The organism is Thomasclavelia cocleata, from assembly GCF_900102365.1.
GTDB lineage: Bacteria > Bacillota_I > Bacilli_A > Erysipelotrichales > Coprobacillaceae > Thomasclavelia > Thomasclavelia cocleata.
In genome coordinates this window covers 1-18,227 of sequence record NZ_FOIN01000052.1, presented here as the reverse complement: position 1 = coordinate 18,227, position 18,227 = coordinate 1, and the positions used below count along the sequence as shown (strand labels likewise).

General features: G+C 34.4%; 28 protein-coding genes and 1 pseudogene. 1 reads left to right on the top strand and 28 read right to left on the bottom strand.

The window, feature by feature from the left end; all coding sequences use genetic code 11:
• The first annotated feature begins 540 nt into the window (after nucleotides 1–540).
• Nucleotides 541–900, top strand: a complete 360-nt coding sequence (locus BMW96_RS12685) for a helix-turn-helix transcriptional regulator (protein ID WP_054343983.1) — start codon at nucleotides 541–543, stop codon at nucleotides 898–900.
• A 118-nt stretch (nucleotides 901–1,018) separates the two neighbouring features.
• On the opposite strand, the gene BMW96_RS12680 is transcribed toward BMW96_RS12685, so the two are convergent.
• From BMW96_RS12680 to BMW96_RS12560, 28 genes and pseudogenes are all read right to left on the bottom strand, one after another.
• A complete protein-coding gene (locus BMW96_RS12680; RefSeq protein ID WP_054343982.1) occupies nucleotides 1,019–1,207 on the bottom strand; it encodes a cysteine-rich KTR domain-containing protein in 189 nt (62 codons plus the stop codon).
• A 45-nt stretch (nucleotides 1,208–1,252) separates the two neighbouring features.
• Nucleotides 1,253–1,477 (bottom strand): hypothetical protein, encoded by a 225-nt coding sequence (locus tag BMW96_RS12675; protein WP_054343981.1) that lies wholly within the window; start codon nucleotides 1,475–1,477, stop codon nucleotides 1,253–1,255.
• A gap of 23 nt (nucleotides 1,478–1,500) precedes the next feature.
• Nucleotides 1,501–1,692, bottom strand: coding sequence for a DUF4177 domain-containing protein (locus tag BMW96_RS12670; protein ID WP_003434344.1), 192 nt, complete (start codon nucleotides 1,690–1,692; stop codon nucleotides 1,501–1,503).
• 34 nt (nucleotides 1,693–1,726) lie between these two features.
• A complete protein-coding gene (locus tag BMW96_RS12665) occupies nucleotides 1,727–2,269 on the bottom strand; it encodes a DUF3795 domain-containing protein (protein WP_054343980.1) in 543 nt (180 codons plus the stop codon).
• Between the two features lie 89 nt (nucleotides 2,270–2,358).
• Complete coding sequence (locus BMW96_RS12660) at nucleotides 2,359–2,772, bottom strand: DUF3788 domain-containing protein (RefSeq protein WP_021396370.1); 414 nt, start codon at nucleotides 2,770–2,772, stop codon at nucleotides 2,359–2,361.
• An 82-nt stretch (nucleotides 2,773–2,854) separates the two neighbouring features.
• Entirely contained in the window at nucleotides 2,855–3,469 is a 615-nt protein-coding gene (locus tag BMW96_RS12655) for a helix-turn-helix domain-containing protein (protein ID WP_054343979.1), read from the bottom strand.
• 23 nt (nucleotides 3,470–3,492) lie between these two features.
• The gene (locus BMW96_RS12650; protein WP_021396373.1) at nucleotides 3,493–3,981 is read right to left on the bottom strand and encodes a phosphatase PAP2 family protein; all 489 of its coding nucleotides are present in this window, start codon (nucleotides 3,979–3,981) and stop codon (nucleotides 3,493–3,495) included.
• A 367-nt stretch (nucleotides 3,982–4,348) separates the two neighbouring features.
• Complete coding sequence (locus tag BMW96_RS12645; RefSeq protein ID WP_054275746.1) at nucleotides 4,349–4,807, bottom strand: VOC family protein; 459 nt, start codon at nucleotides 4,805–4,807, stop codon at nucleotides 4,349–4,351.
• A gap of 145 nt (nucleotides 4,808–4,952) precedes the next feature.
• A complete protein-coding gene (locus BMW96_RS12640; protein WP_003434342.1) occupies nucleotides 4,953–5,669 on the bottom strand; it encodes an SAM-dependent methyltransferase in 717 nt (238 codons plus the stop codon).
• Between the two features lie 33 nt (nucleotides 5,670–5,702).
• Nucleotides 5,703–5,762: pseudogene (locus BMW96_RS14865) on the bottom strand (hypothetical protein); the annotation flags it as partial.
• A gap of 28 nt (nucleotides 5,763–5,790) precedes the next feature.
• Nucleotides 5,791–6,417 carry a TetR/AcrR family transcriptional regulator gene (locus BMW96_RS12635; protein WP_021361962.1) on the bottom strand — a complete coding sequence of 209 codons (627 nt, stop codon included), beginning with the start codon at nucleotides 6,415–6,417 and terminating at the stop codon, nucleotides 5,791–5,793.
• Between the two features lie 481 nt (nucleotides 6,418–6,898).
• On the bottom strand, nucleotides 6,899–7,810 hold the full coding sequence (locus BMW96_RS12630; protein WP_010776676.1) for a cation diffusion facilitator family transporter: 912 nt from the start codon (nucleotides 7,808–7,810) through the stop codon (nucleotides 6,899–6,901).
• Between the two features lie 11 nt (nucleotides 7,811–7,821).
• Nucleotides 7,822–8,520, bottom strand: a complete 699-nt coding sequence (locus tag BMW96_RS12625; protein WP_010776675.1) for a hypothetical protein — start codon at nucleotides 8,518–8,520, stop codon at nucleotides 7,822–7,824.
• Complete coding sequence (locus tag BMW96_RS12620) at nucleotides 8,517–9,200, bottom strand: fluoroquinolone export ABC transporter permease subunit (protein ID WP_010776674.1); 684 nt, start codon at nucleotides 9,198–9,200, stop codon at nucleotides 8,517–8,519. Before BMW96_RS12620 ends, BMW96_RS12625 begins: the two co-directional genes overlap by 4 nt.
• The gene (locus tag BMW96_RS12615; protein WP_003434331.1) at nucleotides 9,197–10,042 is read right to left on the bottom strand and encodes an ABC transporter ATP-binding protein; all 846 of its coding nucleotides are present in this window, start codon (nucleotides 10,040–10,042) and stop codon (nucleotides 9,197–9,199) included. Before BMW96_RS12615 ends, BMW96_RS12620 begins: the two co-directional genes overlap by 4 nt.
• 103 nt (nucleotides 10,043–10,145) lie before the next feature.
• Nucleotides 10,146–10,733 (bottom strand): TetR/AcrR family transcriptional regulator, encoded by a 588-nt coding sequence (locus tag BMW96_RS12610; protein ID WP_077709731.1) that lies wholly within the window; start codon nucleotides 10,731–10,733, stop codon nucleotides 10,146–10,148.
• A 71-nt stretch (nucleotides 10,734–10,804) separates the two neighbouring features.
• Complete coding sequence (locus tag BMW96_RS12605) at nucleotides 10,805–11,662, bottom strand: alpha/beta fold hydrolase (protein WP_021362476.1); 858 nt, start codon at nucleotides 11,660–11,662, stop codon at nucleotides 10,805–10,807.
• Between the two features lie 212 nt (nucleotides 11,663–11,874).
• Nucleotides 11,875–12,198, bottom strand: a complete 324-nt coding sequence (locus tag BMW96_RS14935) for a conjugal transfer protein (protein ID WP_472573237.1) — start codon at nucleotides 12,196–12,198, stop codon at nucleotides 11,875–11,877.
• A complete protein-coding gene (locus BMW96_RS14930; protein WP_472573236.1) occupies nucleotides 12,155–12,514 on the bottom strand; it encodes a conjugal transfer protein in 360 nt (119 codons plus the stop codon). Before BMW96_RS14930 ends, BMW96_RS14935 begins: the two co-directional genes overlap by 44 nt.
• The gene (locus BMW96_RS14925; RefSeq protein WP_472573235.1) at nucleotides 12,438–12,728 is read right to left on the bottom strand and encodes a C40 family peptidase; all 291 of its coding nucleotides are present in this window, start codon (nucleotides 12,726–12,728) and stop codon (nucleotides 12,438–12,440) included. Before BMW96_RS14925 ends, BMW96_RS14930 begins: the two co-directional genes overlap by 77 nt.
• Nucleotides 12,691–13,200 (bottom strand): lysozyme family protein, encoded by a 510-nt coding sequence (locus tag BMW96_RS12595; protein ID WP_472573234.1) that lies wholly within the window; start codon nucleotides 13,198–13,200, stop codon nucleotides 12,691–12,693. The genes BMW96_RS14925 and BMW96_RS12595 overlap by 38 nt, the downstream gene beginning before the upstream one ends.
• Nucleotides 13,201–13,646: 446 nt before the next feature.
• The gene (locus tag BMW96_RS12590; protein WP_003437417.1) at nucleotides 13,647–14,081 is read right to left on the bottom strand and encodes a DUF3788 domain-containing protein; all 435 of its coding nucleotides are present in this window, start codon (nucleotides 14,079–14,081) and stop codon (nucleotides 13,647–13,649) included.
• A 77-nt stretch (nucleotides 14,082–14,158) separates the two neighbouring features.
• The gene (locus BMW96_RS12585; protein ID WP_092356610.1) at nucleotides 14,159–15,070 is read right to left on the bottom strand and encodes an AraC family transcriptional regulator; all 912 of its coding nucleotides are present in this window, start codon (nucleotides 15,068–15,070) and stop codon (nucleotides 14,159–14,161) included.
• A 264-nt stretch (nucleotides 15,071–15,334) separates the two neighbouring features.
• Nucleotides 15,335–15,886 carry a GNAT family N-acetyltransferase gene (locus BMW96_RS12580; protein ID WP_092356607.1) on the bottom strand — a complete coding sequence of 184 codons (552 nt, stop codon included), beginning with the start codon at nucleotides 15,884–15,886 and terminating at the stop codon, nucleotides 15,335–15,337.
• A 13-nt stretch (nucleotides 15,887–15,899) separates the two neighbouring features.
• Nucleotides 15,900–16,376 carry an SAM-dependent methyltransferase gene (locus tag BMW96_RS12575; RefSeq protein ID WP_074436468.1) on the bottom strand — a complete coding sequence of 159 codons (477 nt, stop codon included), beginning with the start codon at nucleotides 16,374–16,376 and terminating at the stop codon, nucleotides 15,900–15,902.
• 80 nt (nucleotides 16,377–16,456) lie between these two features.
• Nucleotides 16,457–17,272: a MerR family transcriptional regulator gene (locus tag BMW96_RS12570; RefSeq protein WP_092356604.1), complete on the bottom strand. Its 816-nt coding sequence runs from the start codon at nucleotides 17,270–17,272 to the stop codon at nucleotides 16,457–16,459.
• A 102-nt stretch (nucleotides 17,273–17,374) separates the two neighbouring features.
• Complete coding sequence (locus BMW96_RS12565) at nucleotides 17,375–17,824, bottom strand: conjugal transfer protein (protein WP_472573238.1); 450 nt, start codon at nucleotides 17,822–17,824, stop codon at nucleotides 17,375–17,377.
• Between the two features lie 59 nt (nucleotides 17,825–17,883).
• Nucleotides 17,884–18,227 (bottom strand): integrase core domain-containing protein (locus BMW96_RS12560; protein ID WP_143050753.1); only part of this gene is annotated, 344 nt, incomplete at its 5' end.

Below are 18,227 nucleotides of genomic sequence, written 5' to 3'. Positions count from 1 at the left end.
CCTATGGAAGGTTATAATAGAACTCCTAAAGATTTCAAAAGAAATTCCAGAGGATTAGATAATTTTGAATATGCACGTAGCAGATTGATTTGGGCCAACAGAAAAAACGAATCCATTCTCTCTACTCCAAAATCCAAAAAAGAAGTTTATAAATTTAAAAAATAAAATATAAAAGTATCTAGACGAAATAAAGGGGAACAACCATTTTTGATTGTTCCCTATTGAACTTCTTTATTCATCAGTTTTAGGTTATCCCCTAAAGTGTCCCCTAAATTTCAACAGACTTTTTTTAGCACCCCTAAAGTTGACCCCCAAATAATTTGGCTTTCCCCCTAAATTATTTGGTTACCCCAGTTCTGGTTATATCCAAAACCGCCCCGTTATTATTTCAAGACGCATAAAAGTATATCATCTCAGAACGGTTTTTTTTATTTACCGAACACGATAATATCTTTTAGAATTATTAGTGCATGGTATATGCATTTTAAACACATTCTAAATACATGACATGAAGTATAAACTCATGGTAGGTGATTTAAAATGAGGAAAACAAAAGAAACACATACTTTTGATTTCAGACCGTTAGGGCTGGCAATCAGAGAAGCCCGTGAAAGAGCAGGGCTGTCTCGTAATGATTTAGGCGATAAAGTATTCTATGGGGAACGCCATATCGCTGATATTGAAAATGTAGGTTCACACCCAAGTTTTCAACTATTCCATGATTTAGTTACCATGTTCAATATATCGGTTGATGAATATTTCTATCTACTGGAGAAAGTTGACAAAAGCACAGCTCGCCGTCAGATAGAAACATCACTTGATTTATTGAGTGATAACGAATTAAAAATTATTCAAGGTACGATTGACGGTATCTTGAACAGCAGGGAGAATAAGAAGTAATCAGCTTCTTATTTTCCCTGTTTTATTTTTTGCTATTTTTCTTTAAGACTTATTTGTTGATCTGCTTTGCAGGAAACAAATAAGAGCCGACAATCTACAAGTTACATTAACCTATAAATTATCGGCTCTGCGTCTTAGCGTCTGGCTCTTTGATAATAGTTATATTTCCATGTTTTATATTGATTAAGATTTCATGTTTGCACTTTGGACAGAACAAGGGAAAATTGACCAATTCCGTATCTTCTCGCACTTTAGTTCGTGTCTTGTTATTGCAAATGGGACATAATACCCATAATTGACTTTCCATTAAAACACCACCTTTTAGCATAAATAGAGAAACTAATTAAAGAAATTAAACTTTTGTTTTCTTTGTAATCTTATAAATATATTCTTCTGGTGTAGGTCGTTTGTTTCCGAAATATTTTTTAAATCTTGCTTGTACTTCTGGATTAGTGCTGTTCATAGCTTCATCAATCGTTGCTTCAATATCCGCTCGTACATCAGCATACGATAAACCACTAGCTTTTGCACCAGCTTTCAATGCTTTTTTAATATCTCGTTTTTTAAGTCCTATCATTAGAACCAACTCCCTAAAATAAGTTAATCTTCTTTTTCAAAAATTAAATCTATCTTTCGCATACAGCCTTTTGCGTCAATTTCTGTGGGTACAAACCCTGCGTAGTGATACCCCGTTTTCGCATAACTATCAATAATTTCTTTGTGTTTATCAGTACAAAGGAATACAACTCCTTTCGCATTATAGTTAATTTCTACATACTCATATTTTTTCATTTTTCAAAACTCCTTTCAAATACAAATTTAAAAATCACTTTTTCTTGATAAGTTTCAGCTCTATATTTCTTCTTTCAGCAATCTTTTGAAACACCTCCACTACATACAAGCATTGTGCCTTAAATGGTAGTAAGGGTAATTCATTATTTTCTTGCATTTGCTTTATCGCTTCTTGTAGCTCCGAAAGTTCTAATAAATTGACAGCCACACAAAAGAATGTTTTTCTACGTCCATCATTATAGTTAGAAAGCAGGTAAGAAAGAATTTGTGCTTTTTCCTGCTGTTCATGATTATATTGCTCAATGCCCATGTTTTTTGCTCTTTCTAAATCTGCTTTTCGCCGTTTATGCGTAATGAAAGAATCATAGTCATCAATGTGTTGATACTTTTCGCATGGATATTGTCTACATTCATAGCAATATTCAATATTTCCATGTTCAAGACTACATTTCGCAATTCTGCATGATTGATTACCATTGCCACAACCGCCACAATAATTTCCCAAAAGCATAGGGCATAGTCCGCAATTCAATCCGCAAAGAGAAAATAATTGGTTTTTGCGTTCAAATCCTTTCATAGTACCAATCTCCTAACTTCAAATTTATCTTTGGATTTATTGACTTCTACAAACTAGGATTTGTATTTATATCAATAAATATAAAATCATCACTTCTTGTTGGGTTTTCTTTTTATACCCAACAGTTTAACAAAATCATCAAATAAGGCAGTATCTGTTGGCTCAAACATTAACCATTTTCCGTCGTGATAGGTTTTAGTTTCATCATAGATTTTTTGCACTTCTTTTGAATAACTATTTCTATCTGTATCAAATTTTAATTGCTCATCTTTCCCTAAGATAATCATAAACCCTACACAATTTTCCCTTGCGTATAATGCACAAAGCGTTTTTCCGCCACGACGATATTTATACTCATAAGTCCACGCTTTACCACCTTTGTTCCATAAACATTCCATATCATACTTTTCATCAATTAAAGCACAAAGTTTATTCCATATATCATATAACGATTGTCCGATTAAACCAGTCATTTCTTCTGCGTTAGGTATTTTATCCAACATACTTATTTCTCCTTTATAACTTCAAATTTATCTTTGCAGTTATTGACTTCTACAAACTGGAATTTATAGAAACACTACTTTATCAACCTACCTTGGTTTGTTTATAAAGTAACCCACCTTTGACAAGTAATAGCAAAAATGCAACTACTATTGCATATGGTTCTCTCACCATCGCCAAAAACAAAACAGCAAAAACACTGAACCCAACGGACAATGAATTAACTACCTTTTTGCCCTTTTCAAATTTGAAATAGACCATTAGTATTTTTACAATTCCAATGATTGTTAAACCGATAAACAATGCCCAATAGATTGTAATAATCAAAACATCATTATCTACATAATCAAAGAGATTTACTGCATAGATATATCCATTGACCGGTTTTGGATACAGCGGTAGAAAAATAAGCACTAAAGAAAATAAGTCAACAAACCCCAATAATAAGTCGCATATAGTATTGAGATTGGATTTATTTTCTTTTTCTGCAATTGTAATCAACTGTTCTCCTGATAACAGATCATCAATAGACACTGCAAAATATCTTGATATTTCTTTCAATGAATCTATGCTTGGATATCCTCTTCTTGATTCCCATTTTGAAATAGCAGTTCTGGAAACAAACAATGCCTCTGCCAGTTCTTCTTGTGTCAATCCTCGGCTCTTTCTTAATTCCCGAAGTTTTTCATGGAATTCCAAAACCTACACCTCCCTTGCTTATTCTATTGATTCTTTGTCGATAGCATAACTACTGCTTTATAAATAGTAAACAATCCCATACTTAAAATTACTCCACCTACAATATCCGTGAACCAGTGTACTCCTGAAATCAATCTTCCGATAACCATAAATACTGAAAAAGCAATTACTGTAATCGTAATAATTCGTTTAGTCGCAACACAGGTCAGTCTACGCTGAATCTGTTCGATTAAAGTAGGCATCACACACAATATCAACAAAGTAGTAGAAGATGGATAAGAAGCCTCCATCACTCCCTCAATTAAGATTGGTCTGTAATTAATTGGGATAATTTCAAAAATTGAATATGCCAGTATCACGATACCATAATATACACCCAAAATAATGATATCTGAATCCACCTTAAAAAGACTTCTTCTCTTAATTAACTGAACCAGTCCAATTCCTGCAAAAATCAGACATACAACAATTGGCACAAGCCCCATCCAGTCGGTAATCGTATAAAGCGTCATATGAACACCTGTCAAACGATGAAACCAGCAGTTGAATGTTGCAAATCCAATATTGGTTCCATTCTGCCCAAGAGGTTGCACATCAACAATCTGAATCAGAGCTGTCCATATTACAAATGTTGCAAGGAGTATCACTCCAAATAATAAATTCTTTTTTCCGTTCTTTTTCATTATTCTACGTCCTTTCAAAAGTTAATCTGTCTTTTCGACAATTTAACGTTATCAAAAAACGTAAAATAACAATAGAATCTCTCTGTCACATGTATGATACGATTCGTATCATTCCTTCAAATACTTGTTTTCCTGATTCATCAGCCCTACAATTTCTAATTTATCTTTGTAGTTATTGACTTCTACATACAAGAATTTATCTCATACAGGCATTTATAAATTTCATAGGCACGTCCATGCGTTCTGCAACTTGTTCTGGTGTCATTCCGCTATTTAAGAAACGCTTGCATACTATTTTCATGTTTTCTCCAACTTCGATAATATGTTTATCTGGGTCATAAAAGCGGACTACACGTTGTCCCCACGAATGTTCTATAATAGGGTGGACATATTCAATATCATATTCTTTCAACCTATCAGCAAATTTATCAAAATCATCTTCTTCAAAATAGACTTCAAAATTGTTACCGCCAAAAGAAATATCACTTGTACCGATAAACTCTTTGTATGTTTCACTTGTCTGTAAGGCTAAGCCACCTGTTAAAGTTTTATTTGCTCCAAAGTCCATAATTACACGAAGTCCAAAAACTTTTTTATAAAACTCAACTGATTTATCTATATCAGTCACTACCAACATAGGATTTTTAAATTTCATTTTCGCTACCTCCACAAGTTCTAATTTATCAGTTTCATCTTCTTGTATTCTTCTATTTTTAAATCATTACCCTCAAAGATAAAATTATTGAAGTCAATCGGTAAACATATTAGAACACAAATTATAGTGTCTGGTTCTAAAGAATTTATTTTTTTTGTAGAATTATAGCAATAAAATTCAGATAATCTCCACCGCCAGCTTCTATTGCCTTACGGTCATTTATTGCATATTCATTATTTTGCTTTATCCAATCCGACCAAACTTCCGAATTACTTTCCATTTCATATATTGAAATTAAATCTGCCTTTTTACAATGACTAATTATGTTAGACCAATATGTTATATCATGTATATAATCAAGTTCTTCTGGTGTCCATGATAACAATAACTCTTCTGGAAGTTTCTCATGGCAATCTTTCTTCATGCCAGGAACTGTGATATAAACAAACCCACCTTTCTTAACAAATGGAAGCAATTTTTCATCTAAATATATAGGGTCACGTCCAAAATAATTATATGAATCTGTACTTACTACAGCATCAAAAAACTCTTTCTCAAATTTAAGTTCATTGGCGTCAGCTTTTACAGATTTAATTTGTGCAGAAGATAATCCCATTTTTTTGAAAAATTCTTCATTTTCTTTTGGCTCACTCCATAAGTCAACTGCAAAAACAACAAATCCATATTCTTTTGCAAGAAATACAGAAGTTAAACCTTGTCCACTTCCAAGGTCACAGACATAGCTGCCAGACGGGATTTTATGATTTTGTAATAGTTCCTCTTGTAATTTTATAGGATTCGGTCCCATAATTTTTGTCTGTAAGTCGGGTGTAAAATATTTTTTACTGCGAATATATTCCATTTTCTCATCTCCATTATTGTAATATTTTAATAGTTAATATTTGTGACTTATAACAATATTCATTTTGAGTTCCTCTGCTGAAATTAAAAAGTTATGTTTGCATTCAGGACAGAATAAAGGATTATTTTACTTTTTCATTTGTAATATATTTCTTGACAAATTGATTAACATGTGTGGTTAATTGAGATTTTAAATCCCAACAATTTTCAACTGCGTCTGCTACACTTATCAATAGAAATAATGGCGCATAATATTCAATAGCAAGCTGTTTTGTATCACACTCTTGAAGAACACCTTTTTTAATCATTTCATTAAATATATCTTCTATATAACTGATAGGACCATTTACAAGACATTTTTGATAAAGCATATTCATTTTTAAATTTCTATATTGCTCTAGTATTAACATTTTGCGAAAATTAGACGCAAATTCATCAGTCACCCAAAAATCGTATTGTGCAAGAGTAAATGTTATTAGACTTCCAATAGTTGTATTTCTGTATGCATTAGGGGTTACCTCTATTGTGCTTTCTGGTACTTGATAATCCTTAGCTCGCTTATTATCAATTTGATACATACGTTCTACGATACAGTCAAAAATATCTTGCTTATTTTTATAATGTTTATATAATGCTCCTTTTGTCATTCCCAAGGCTTCCGCAATCATACTAACAGAAACAGCCTCATAACCATTCACTGCAAATAAGTGTAGTGCAATTTTTAATATATTTTCTTTTGTGTCAGACATTTACAACCTCCTTCTTTAGTAAACGAACGTTTACTTCTTTAAACCATTATAGTAAACGTTCGTTTACTTGTCAAGTAGTATAAAATGTAGTGTGCCTTTGGTTCATAGGTTGATTTCTCAATTGCTGGTGTTTTGTGCCTTGCACCATATTTCCTACATACATTTCTCTATGCAAAAGACTGTTGATTGTAAAGAATTGTACTCAAAGCTTTCCTTAACGTTAGCCCCCTTAAAGCACTTTCTAGTATCTAAAAACATCATTCTACAACATAACAGATTTCAATAAACCTTAATACATCTTGTCGTCCTCGCTATCTTTTGAACGATTGTTAGAATTTCTCCTTTGGTTATACTTCTTCATAATTACAATTTTAAGTAAGCCAACGACAATCAAAACCACAACAATGATAATCCACCAGTATTGTTCCATAACCTACTTCCCCCCTTTCCCTTTCAATAGTCTTAAATAATCTTCCCTGTCCTATGCAGAATAGAGAAGTTCATTCGTATTAACATGTACCATACAATGTTTACATTGTGGAAAGTTGTTTTCAATCGTTTGATGGACTCCCTCAGCAATTCTATGAGCGTCATAAAGAGCTAAATTACCATCAGCTAATATTTCAATATCTACATACATTTTCGCTCCAAACATGCGGGTTTTTAATTCATCAATACCATCAACCCCTTGCTGCTGAAGCACAACTTCCCTAATCCTTGTTTCAGTAGCATTGTCACAACTATGGTCTACCATTTTGTTAATGCTTTCTTTGAAAATGTTCAAAGCAGCTTTTAAGATACAACCGCAAATCACAACGCTTGCAATAGGATCGAGAATAGCATAGCCTAAACGCGCTCCTAAAATGCCAATTAAGGAACCAACCGACGAGAGTGCATCAGAGCGGTGGTGCCATGCGTCAGCCATAAGTGCGTCAGAATTTGTATGCTTTGCAGCACTTCTTGTAAACCAGTACATCCACTCTTTTATAACAATAGATAAGACTGCTGCCGTAAGTGCGATTCCACTAGGGACAGAAAGCGTATTGTACTGTCCTGAAAAGATTTTCTTGATACCTGAATATCCTATTCCAGCACCCGTTATAGCCAATGCAACAGAGAGAATAATGGAAGCCACACATTCCATACGTTCATGCCCATAAGGATGTTCTCTATCAGGCTGTTTTTCTGATATTTTAATTCCAACCATCACAACGATTGTGCTTACTACATCAGAAGCCGAATGTACAGCGTCCGACAGCATGGCACTTGACTTTCCTATATATCCGGCAGCAAATTTAAGTAGCGATAAACTCAGATTGATGATTAGTGTAATTTTGGAAACCTGAATAGCCTTATTCATATTTTTGTTTTGCAGAAGTCTACCTTTTTCCATAATATGCCTCCTTATCCTGCCAGCTTCCGAAACAGACGTTTTGTAAGGAAGTAGTACCAGACTAAAGCTACCACCAATCCTATAGAGAAATAAAGAACCGCCTCATTCTGCATGGCTTTCGCTACCCAAAATGATGGAAGGAAGCCAACCGCGAACTGGTAGTAACTATCAATGAAAAAGGGGGTTGGTATTCCGAGCAATGTAAGTGCAGCTAGTTTTGTAACTGCCATACCCTCTAATTTATTGCTTGATAATGTGATAATCATAAGTGAAACAATAATTGCCTGTACTGAGCCGAGAAGCGCCAAACATATTGTCATTCCAATGGACAACTTTTCTAATGAAAAAAGTAACAGTACAATAAAAGCGATGACCGCCGAAATAATTGAGGGTACTCCCAACCTTGTAAAGAGATACCCCGACTTACCAAGAGGGGTAATCGAAAAGTACCGTGACACTTTATCGTCGATTTCCTCCAATGTAATCATTGCAAATGCAAAGCAGAGCAATACAGGAGCCATGATAGAAAGTAATAAATCAAAAATCGGATAATACGCTTGTAAAGAAAACTTCGTTATTCTTTCAAGAAATGGAATACCAAACTTAATTAAAGTCCCCATAATAAAAGGGGAGAAGCAAGCCGCAAACATCATAGGGTCACTTTTGATTTGCTTAAATATCTGTATGGTGCTGGATAATATCTTTTTCATAGCTTTACACCTCCCAAACTTTTCCACATATGCTCAACTGTATGTCGAGCAACTATGTAGAGGATAATCAACGTAGCAATTACAAGTACCATATCAAACGATAGTAAAACGCTTTTTCCAGTTATAAGGTTCATGCAAGCTGTGAATGGAAAAAAGCGGAACAGATATGGTAACTTCACAAACAGACCAACAATAGGTGGTACAAAGCAAACAATTTCTATCGGCATAATCACAATGAGAAATTGGTTCAAGTTTGAAATTTTTGTAGCTGCAATAATTCCAAGCATAGTAAAGATTGCTGAGGTCAAAGCCGTACCAACTGCGATACCCAGTAAATGATTGCTGCCGGAAACTACCCCTAATATCAATGCGATTACCGTAGAAATAGCAATCAACGCAACTGTTTTTGAAAGTATATATTCCGATATTTTTACAGGGGATACCACCATAGCATTTAATACCTTTTGACTTTTTTCCAAAAGAACAATCGCTCCCATGAAAAACAATCCCATTGCTGCCGGGTCAGAGTAGATCATAATAGAAGCAATATCCGTTTTCCAATGTTCCGGCAAAGCGGCAATCCCGCACACATATAAAACTGTTAATATAAAGTAGATAAAATAGAAACCATATTTCCATTGGAAATGTATATCACCACAAATTAAACGTCCCAATCTCATTGAAGTGTCCTCCCTGTAATATCAACAAAAATATCATTTAATGTAGGCTCACTACTATGAATAGAAAGCAAACGGTTTTCGGAAATTAAACTTTTTAACAACTTATCTTCTGTGGTTCTATCAAGCAGACATTCTCCGGTTTTCTCGCCTTTATCATAGTAGGTATATTGTATTTTGGCAGCTCCTCTTGACATAATCAAATTATGCGGGCTATCCAATGCACTGACTTTTCCGGCAACGATAAAGGCTACTTGGTCACATAGCTCTGTTGCGTCAAACATATTGTGAGTAGTAATGATAATCGTTTTTCCGCGTTTCTTTTCCGCAAGAATAATATCTTTCATTAAACGACTATTTGTAGGGTCAAGACCGCTTGTAGGTTCATCAAGGAATAATATATCAGGGTCATGGACTAACGCTTTAATGAAATTCAAGCGAGAACGCATACCTTTGGAAAAGTCAGCAACTTTTTTGTCCCCGTCATTTTCCAAGCCTACCATATGCAATAATTCATCAATAGACCGAGGTTGCTTTTCATATAGAGAAGCAAAATAGGCGAGATTTTGTCGTGCTGTGAATTTCTCGTAGCAGGTTGAAAATTCAAAGTCTACCCCAATATTTTCATAAAACTGATTTGTATGCTCCCTTATTTCTGTACCTGCAACTTTTACGCTGCCTTTATATCTTGTATTAAGCCCAGTTAAAACTTTTTGAATAGTTGATTTTCCAGCACCAGAGGGTCCTAAAAAACCAAAAATTTCTCCTCTCCCAACATGGAAACTTACATTCTCCACAAACGGTTTGTCAGTATAGCTAAAATACAGTTTTTTTACATCAATCATTATTCATTCCTCCTTTAACTTTATGACGTTTATAGATATATAGTCATATAAACTGTAAAAAATTTGTTTGGCTACCTGCCTGTCAAATAACCAAACAAAATTGTTACTCTGCTACTACTTGCTGAATAATACCATTCACTAAAAGATTTTGTATCATATTCAGTTCTTCGTCCTCTTTGAATTGTTCCAAACAGGATAAAACAGAATACAGGGATTTTATAATAACCGTATGCGGAACCAAAAATACAACCCCTAAATCTTCCAATATCTCCAATATACGAATATCACTGTACATATGATTTTCAAAAATATCTGACGATATTTTTCTTTGCAGATAGTCCATTAAAGATAAATCAATCTGTGAAAGAATAGGCGAAGTAATCACCCCCGTTAAACTTAGCATGATAACGTCCTTTGCTAAATCTCTATGGTTCTTATACTTTTTCTTTTTAATGGTTGTTTCTATACTTGTAAATAACTCTTTTTGTAAGCGAAAATTGATTTCAACATATAGATGTTCTTTACTGGGATAAAAAGCATAGAAAGAACCTTTTGATATGTTTACAGCAGCTACTAAATCATCAACTGTTACTTTTTTTAAGCCGTGTAATGCAAACAGCTTTTCTCCCTCTAGCAAAAGTTTACTGTTTATGATTTCTTTTTCTTGTTCCGTAAATCGTGGCAAACTCATAACCTCCTTATGACTAAAATATTTATATCGTCATGAAAAGTATAACATTTACTGATTATATAATCAATATGCTATCCAAGATATTTATGCAAGGTAGCTTCCAATGCGTTTATTGTAGTGTCCGTGTCCTCATTAAAAATCATGTGACGATTAAGCTCTAAAGCAAGTAATTCCTTTTGCGGTACATGAATTAAATCAAATACTTTGTTGGTATAATCAAAGCTAAAAAGCGGGTCGCCTTTGGCAGTAATTAAAATAACAGGACATTGTATAGCCCCATTCTCCAGGCACGATAAGTCAGCATTAAATAAGCTGGCGACAAATCTTAAAGGATAATAGGGTAAAAGCATAGGGTCATTTAAGCAATCTTGTTTTGCCTGTTCACTATAAAATACTCTGTCATAGTCTAAATAAGCGTCTCCTGGAACCTTGTAGTTAGGCAGCAATTTTCCACCTACACGAAACCCCCACTGTATCAGCCCCATAAAACGGTGCGACCATGCGGGATATTTTGTTAAGCTCATAGTTTCTTTTAATGTAGTCAGCATGATATTATGTGGAAAAACGGCTTTTAACCTTGTGTCCCTACCTGCCGCCATTGCAGCTAAAATCCCGCCTTGACTGGAACCCATGACAGCTATGTTTTCACCGAAAGTTTCTATTCCGTAAGTTGTTGCGTCATATACATTATGCAACATATCTTCCATTATATAATTTTTTTTGATTTTAGGGCTTTTTCCGTGTGAAAGATAGTGAACACCTATTATATTAAACCCTCTTTCGCTCAATCCACATAGAAAATTCTCATACATGAGAGGGTGTGACATAGTACCTGGCAAAAAAACAATGGTAGGACTACTTCTTTCTGTATACCAAATAGAAAGTGTTATCGGAACATTATTTGAAGAAATGCCAACTTCTTTATACATACACCATACCTCCTATATGACTGATTTGATTTTATAGTCATATTATATCTTATTGCAATCTGGAAGTCAATAGCTATAAATATATGATTTCGGGTAAAATTGTCAAGAAAGATTTCATTGCTTAAAATACAATGAAATAGCTTGTCAGTGCAGTACATTTGCTACAGAAAAGGCAGACTATATCCGAAAATAGAGCCTGCCAACAAAATGTCTTACATAATAATCTTCCAGTTACTATCCTTATATAGTACAAGCTCATACTGCGAAACTAAAGTTGCCTTTGTCTGATTATCAAGGAATTTCACGGCAACTTTGACTTTCACATTGTCCCCGTCTTTTGTAAAGGCTGGGTTTATCAATTCAGAATAAAGATAGTCCCTGCCGATAGGTTCAAGCACATTTCCCGTTACATAATAAGCAAGCTCTTTTTCTGTTGCTGTCGGGTACAGATTAAAGAATGTTTCCAGAAATGTGGTTGCGTCATTTACGGTATCAGCGTTCCAGTTTACCGTCTGCTTCTGGTGTCTTTGGTTCATAGTCTGATTTTTCGATTGCTGGTGCAAGGGTAGGGTTCTGAATAATTACCATATCCCTGTCAGCGTCTACATGGACTTTTACCGTATAGGTTGCCTTGACTGTTGTTGTCTGTTCTCCCTCTTTTATCTGCTGATCTACTTCGTACGTAGCAGAAAAAGTGTTCGTTCCCGACTGTTTGATATTCCACACAATCACATCTGTAACTGTGGGGCTAGTCAGTATAACGGTTCTAATAGTATCAACATTTAAGTCCTGCAATTTCTTTGTTAGATAACCGCTGATTGCCTGCATGGTACATCTGATTATTTCCCACATAGATACCGACGTGCGTTACATACGAACCAGCGTTATAGGTTGAATGGAAAAAGACCAACTCCCCAGCTTTTGCCTGCGATAAAGGGATATGCTGGGTTGCGTCATACTGTGTTTGTGCCGTTCTCGGTAAGTAGATACCAGCTTTTCCATAGCACCATTGCACAAGTCCGCTACAATCAAAGGAAGTGTTGGGATTGCTTCCCCCCAAACACATATTTCCACCCTTGATACTTCAACGCTTCATTCATTACCTTTTGTGCCAGTTCCCCCGACACCTGCGGAACAGTTAAATACTGATTGACTAATTCCACATAGAACATATTTCCATAGCCATAACGCCAGCCCCCGTTCTTTGCAACGGCTATCGGGTTGGTGTAGGTTACTTTTTTACCGCCCGATTTCTCACGGGCGAAGCTCTCTGCAAGGTTAAAAGTATGTTTCTTTCCTTTTCCTGCCACATAGCCCACATAACCCCCGCCATAATTGTAAGATTGTATCGCTACATTCAAATCGTCGATACCTTGATTTTTGCAGGAAGAAAGCAGGGACGCAAAATACTTACACCCCTGCTTGATTGAGCTTTCCGTATCTAAAGAGTTGGGCGGTAGTCCCAGACTTTCTGAACTCTGCATGACATCTTCTGCCGTACCACCACTTTCTACTTGAATGGCATCTGCAAATATCACAGAAGTAAAACTATCGGGTGGAAAACATACACTTTTTTCTTAATAAGATAACTCTTAAAAAGTTGAATTGTGGATAACTCAAATATAAGAAAAGCCCAGACGAGAGTCCGGGACTTTGTCTACAGCCTGAGGTACCTTATTTTTAAGGTACCCTTATCGTTTTATTTTTATAATATACTCTCTGACGAATCCAAATTCCTATTAAATGAAAAAAGCCCGCACAAAACATATAGTTTGTACGAGCCTTTAAAGCTGTATTGCATTCAATTTTTAGTAAAGCTTTATTAGATTGTATTTGATTGTGTGGAATTGTACTTAAATCTTTCCATAACGCAAGCCCCCTAAAGTACTTTCTTAAGTATCTAAAAATCTCATTTCCCATAATTATATAGGTTACTTGTCTCAACGATAATACCTTGAGATTACGTATGTGAAAAATATTTTTATTACGGTTTTACACATTTTATGGCATAACGAATTTCAATAAGCCTTAATACATCTTGATATACATTATTTTTAGATTTTAAGTCTATCATAAGCCACCTTTGTCCATTTCCCTCTCTAGTGTTACGATAAATTTCCTGTACATATTCAGAAAGCCTAGGTAACAAGTTTTCAACATCTTCTTTCTCTTTATTACCTACAACCACCAATACAGTAAAGTAGTTCTTCTTCGGATAGACAACACACAATGATTTCCCAGATTTTTTAAACTTTACGTTCCAACCTCGTGCCCAGACATCTTTACTGTATTCGATTTTGCAAACTGCTTTATATTCATTGTTCATATGCTGATACAACTCATCAAATGCAGAGTTTTCAATATAAACGCTTATTTCACTAATATTAGGTACATAATTTATATCTTTTATGTTTATCACAACGGACTATGCCCTCCTTTATAAGCTTTCTATTTCCTTTTTATTACGTCAGATAATTCCTATTTAGCATTTACTGTTTACACAGGAATTATCCATACTTCCATATAATTAATCTCTGCATTTCCTTTGTAATATTTTTCTGCCATGAATGGCTTTGTAACCAAATTATGATTTGGAAGCCAAGTTTCAAACAGATACTTATTTGCTTGATTTAAAGCAGTAGTAACAAGTTCTTCAAAAGATTCTGCCTCAATTTTGCATACAATATACTCACCTGCTGGTAATGTATGTTGTACCATATTTTTAGGACATACATCTGTTGATGAAACCATACCTCCTGCAAAGTAAAGGAATGTTCCTTTATCTGGACTTGCTAAGTGAGATACACCAAGTTCAATATCATTGTTAAAAATGGCATTTTCGGTTTGCAGTTTCTTTGCATGGAATTCGCGCCATAGCTGACCTGGAACATCAATTCCTGTACTTTCTCCAGCAGGAATTTGTTCAGCAATATTTACTGTTTTTTCAAAACCAAAATACGTTTCCTTTGTTCTTAATGTTTTTCTTTGAATTTCCAAAATAATATTTCCTACAATCAATGGGACATTTTCATCAATCATGATATAACGTGAAGAAAGTTCTGGCTTGTCAAATGTATTTAACATAGGAACATTCTTTCTGTATTCATCGGGAGTAATATGGTAAACTTCTTTAAATGCTCTTGTGAAATTAGCATGGTCTGAAAATCCATATTTTAAAGCTATGTCTAATATTCTTTCCTCTGAATTATTCAATTCTGCTATTACCATTGCTAAACGGCGAAGTTTGATATACTCTTGAACTGATTTCTTAACTAATCTTTTAAACAAGCGTTGGTAATAAAATGTAGAAAGACAAGCAATTTCCGCCAGTTTCTCTGTTTCGATTTTCTCACTTAAATGTTGTTCAATATAGTTTAATGACATTTCAATATTTTCATATGCGTACATATCAGTACCTCCTTGTATAATTTATAATCAAAGTATACATGAAAATTTGTTGTATAGCTTGTCGCACAATGCCCTTATCTTATAAGAACGCAAAAGATAGAAAAACCAATTTTGTCTATATGGTAACTTTTATTTCTTTGGTACTTTTTAATGAACCATATCTAATAAATTCATCACATACCTTTTAATGATTTCGTATCATAGACCTTTAGAACTGTATTGTCCATTGCTTCGTCAATCGTTGCTTCAATATTAGCCATAACATCAACTAATGATATAGTCAGATTTCAAAATCCCATATAGATAATAGTCGCAATAGGTATTTACCATTTTCCCCTCACGAATATGTCCTTCCCTTTGAAAACCCACTTTTTCTAATGTTTTATAAGAAGCATGATTTAAAATATGCACATCTGTCCATATTTTTTGTAATTCTGTTTTTGAAAAACAAAATTCAATTACGCCTTTCAACACTTCACTCATTAGTCTATTACCTTGATATTGCTTAGAAAGTCTGAAAGCCACTTTTGCCATTCTATCATTTTCAATAAGGTATATCCACAGTTCGCCAATCACTTTGCTATCTTGTTTATGGACAATTCCCCAATGAAAACTTTTAGTAGCTTTCTCTGGCTTATTAAAAAGTAATTCTGGATTTTTTTCGCTTTTTGAAGGACGTTTCCCCCAATACTCGTATAAAGAAATATCACTAATCCATTCTTTCAAATCATCTATGTCATTTTTATTCATTGTTCTTAAAATAAGATGTTCTGTTTCAATTACTGGTTTTTCAAAAATGTAATCCTGCAAACTCATGGTTCATCACTCCTTAAAAAGTAAATTCGTTTTCCCATGCAAAAGAAGCAGATTTTTCTAAGCTGTGAGGCCAATGACTACACCAATCTGGAACTTGCGGATTTTCCACTCTATCCAAACTCGGCGTGTATGGTTTAATATCCAAGATAGGCGTTTTGTCATTAGCGTCAATATAAGCAATTTGTATCAGCCCACTCATATAATCAATATTGATAATTTCTACTGCTGATAAAGCAATCGGATTTGGGCGTACTGGCGACCTTGTTGCAAAAATCCCCATTTTCTCTGGAGCTTTTTTATAAGGTTGGTCTGTTTCCAATACGCTTCTAAAATCCGCATTGTCAAAATCGCTGAACCACCATAAAACATTGATATGACTGAATCCGTCTAATTCCTTTAATGCTGGAATATATGGTGCTTCTAGTTGAATGAAAGCACCTTTTTCATTGTTGTAGATAGTACCTATTGAATTTACTTTATAAGTTGTCATTATATTTTCCTCCGTTTTCTTCTTGATAAATAAACGATAAACCTTAACACCATGTTAAAGTCAAGGCAGATTATCATTTTTTACAAGAGATTTTCTAAAGGAATTTGGATTTCTGTTAGATAGTTCTCTGGATTTTTCTCGTTCCACGGTCCACGATGAACTATTTGACGGCTTGAACCTTTCATCTTATATTGACTGTTTTCTTGAAGCCATTTTGCAAATGAACGATAAGCATAAGAAATATTAGAAAAATCTCCATATACCATAGTACAAGCCATCATAGAAACTGGTTCGGTAAAACGAAACTTAAAATCTCCTGTAGCTTTTCCTATTTTATTTACAATGGTACATAATTCTACATCAACATCTTTTTCTTTATATTCTTCATTGTGATATATTGAGAATGTTTCATCAGAAATATTTATTTTATTTTCTTTAGCAAAAGCAGAGAGTTCTTTCCAGAGTTCGCCCTCATAATAATAATTTGGTATTTCTTTTCTTAAAGATAAAACGCAATAACTCGGTATCTCTTTTATGGTTATGTTAAAATACAATTCACTTTTGCCATGCAACAATTCTTTTTTAGCAATCTCAATTTTCTTTAGTTTTTCTTGTTCTTTTTGTATATTATCCATAATTTCAATAGACTTTTTATCAAGCTGTTCTATAATGGTATCATTACTGCAATCGAGGGCTAATGCAATTTCAGCGACATTGAAACCACTATCACGTAAATATATAATTCTATTTAAAGTTGAGATTTGTTCTGCTGAATACATACGATATCCAGTTAATGAATCAATTTTAGCAGGTTTTAACAAACCCATTTCATCATAATAACGCAACATACGAGTAGAAACTTGTGTCAATTTTGAAAACTCACCAATTTTGAACATTTTATCCCTCCATTCATGTACCTAATTATAATTATTGTTAATTTATACTTCAATATAAAAAGGGCTTGCATACCATAATTATGATACAAGCCCATTTCCATGTTATCCTACAATTTTCCAGTTGCTATCCTTATGTAACACAAGCTCATACTGCGATACCTGCGTCGCCTTTGTCTGATTATCAAGGAACTTCACAGCAACCTTGACTTTCACATTGTCCCCGTCCTTTGTAAATACTGGATTTACCAATTCAGAATACAGGTAGTCCCTGCCGATAGGTTCAAGCACATTTCCCGATACATAGTAGGCAAGTTCTTTTTCTGTGGCTGTCGGATATAACTTAAAGAATGTTTCCAAAAATGCGGTAGCGTCATTGACAGTATCAGCGTCCACGCTTGCGTCTGTTTCTGGTGTCTTTGGCTCATAGTCCGATTTTTCAACTGCTGGTGCAAGGGTAGGGTTCTGCACAATTACCATATCCCCGTCTGCGTCTACATGGACTTTTACAATATAAGTTGCTTTGACTGCTGTTGCCTGTTCTCCCTCTTTTATCTGCTAATTGATGCTATGTCAAGAATTCGGACTAACTAAATGTAAGAAATTTAGTTAGTTTACTCTAATATGTATCTCATCTCATACTCATTTGGTGATAAATAATCACAATGCGAATGGATTCTTACTGTATTATAGAATCCCTCCAAATATTCAAACACCAGCTGGTATGCATGTTTATAGTTCATTATCTTAAATCTGTTTAGCCACTCTCTTTTTATTACTGCGTGATATGATTCTATACATGCATTATCCCATAGATTCCCTTTTCCTGAATACCTTCGTATCATCCCCTTTGTTAATTCTTTATATTTTTGTGATGTATAGTGCACTCCACGATCGCTTTGTATTACTACTGGATTTGCTGTTTTTCTTATCCCCTTTGCTGTTTCCAGGCACTTCA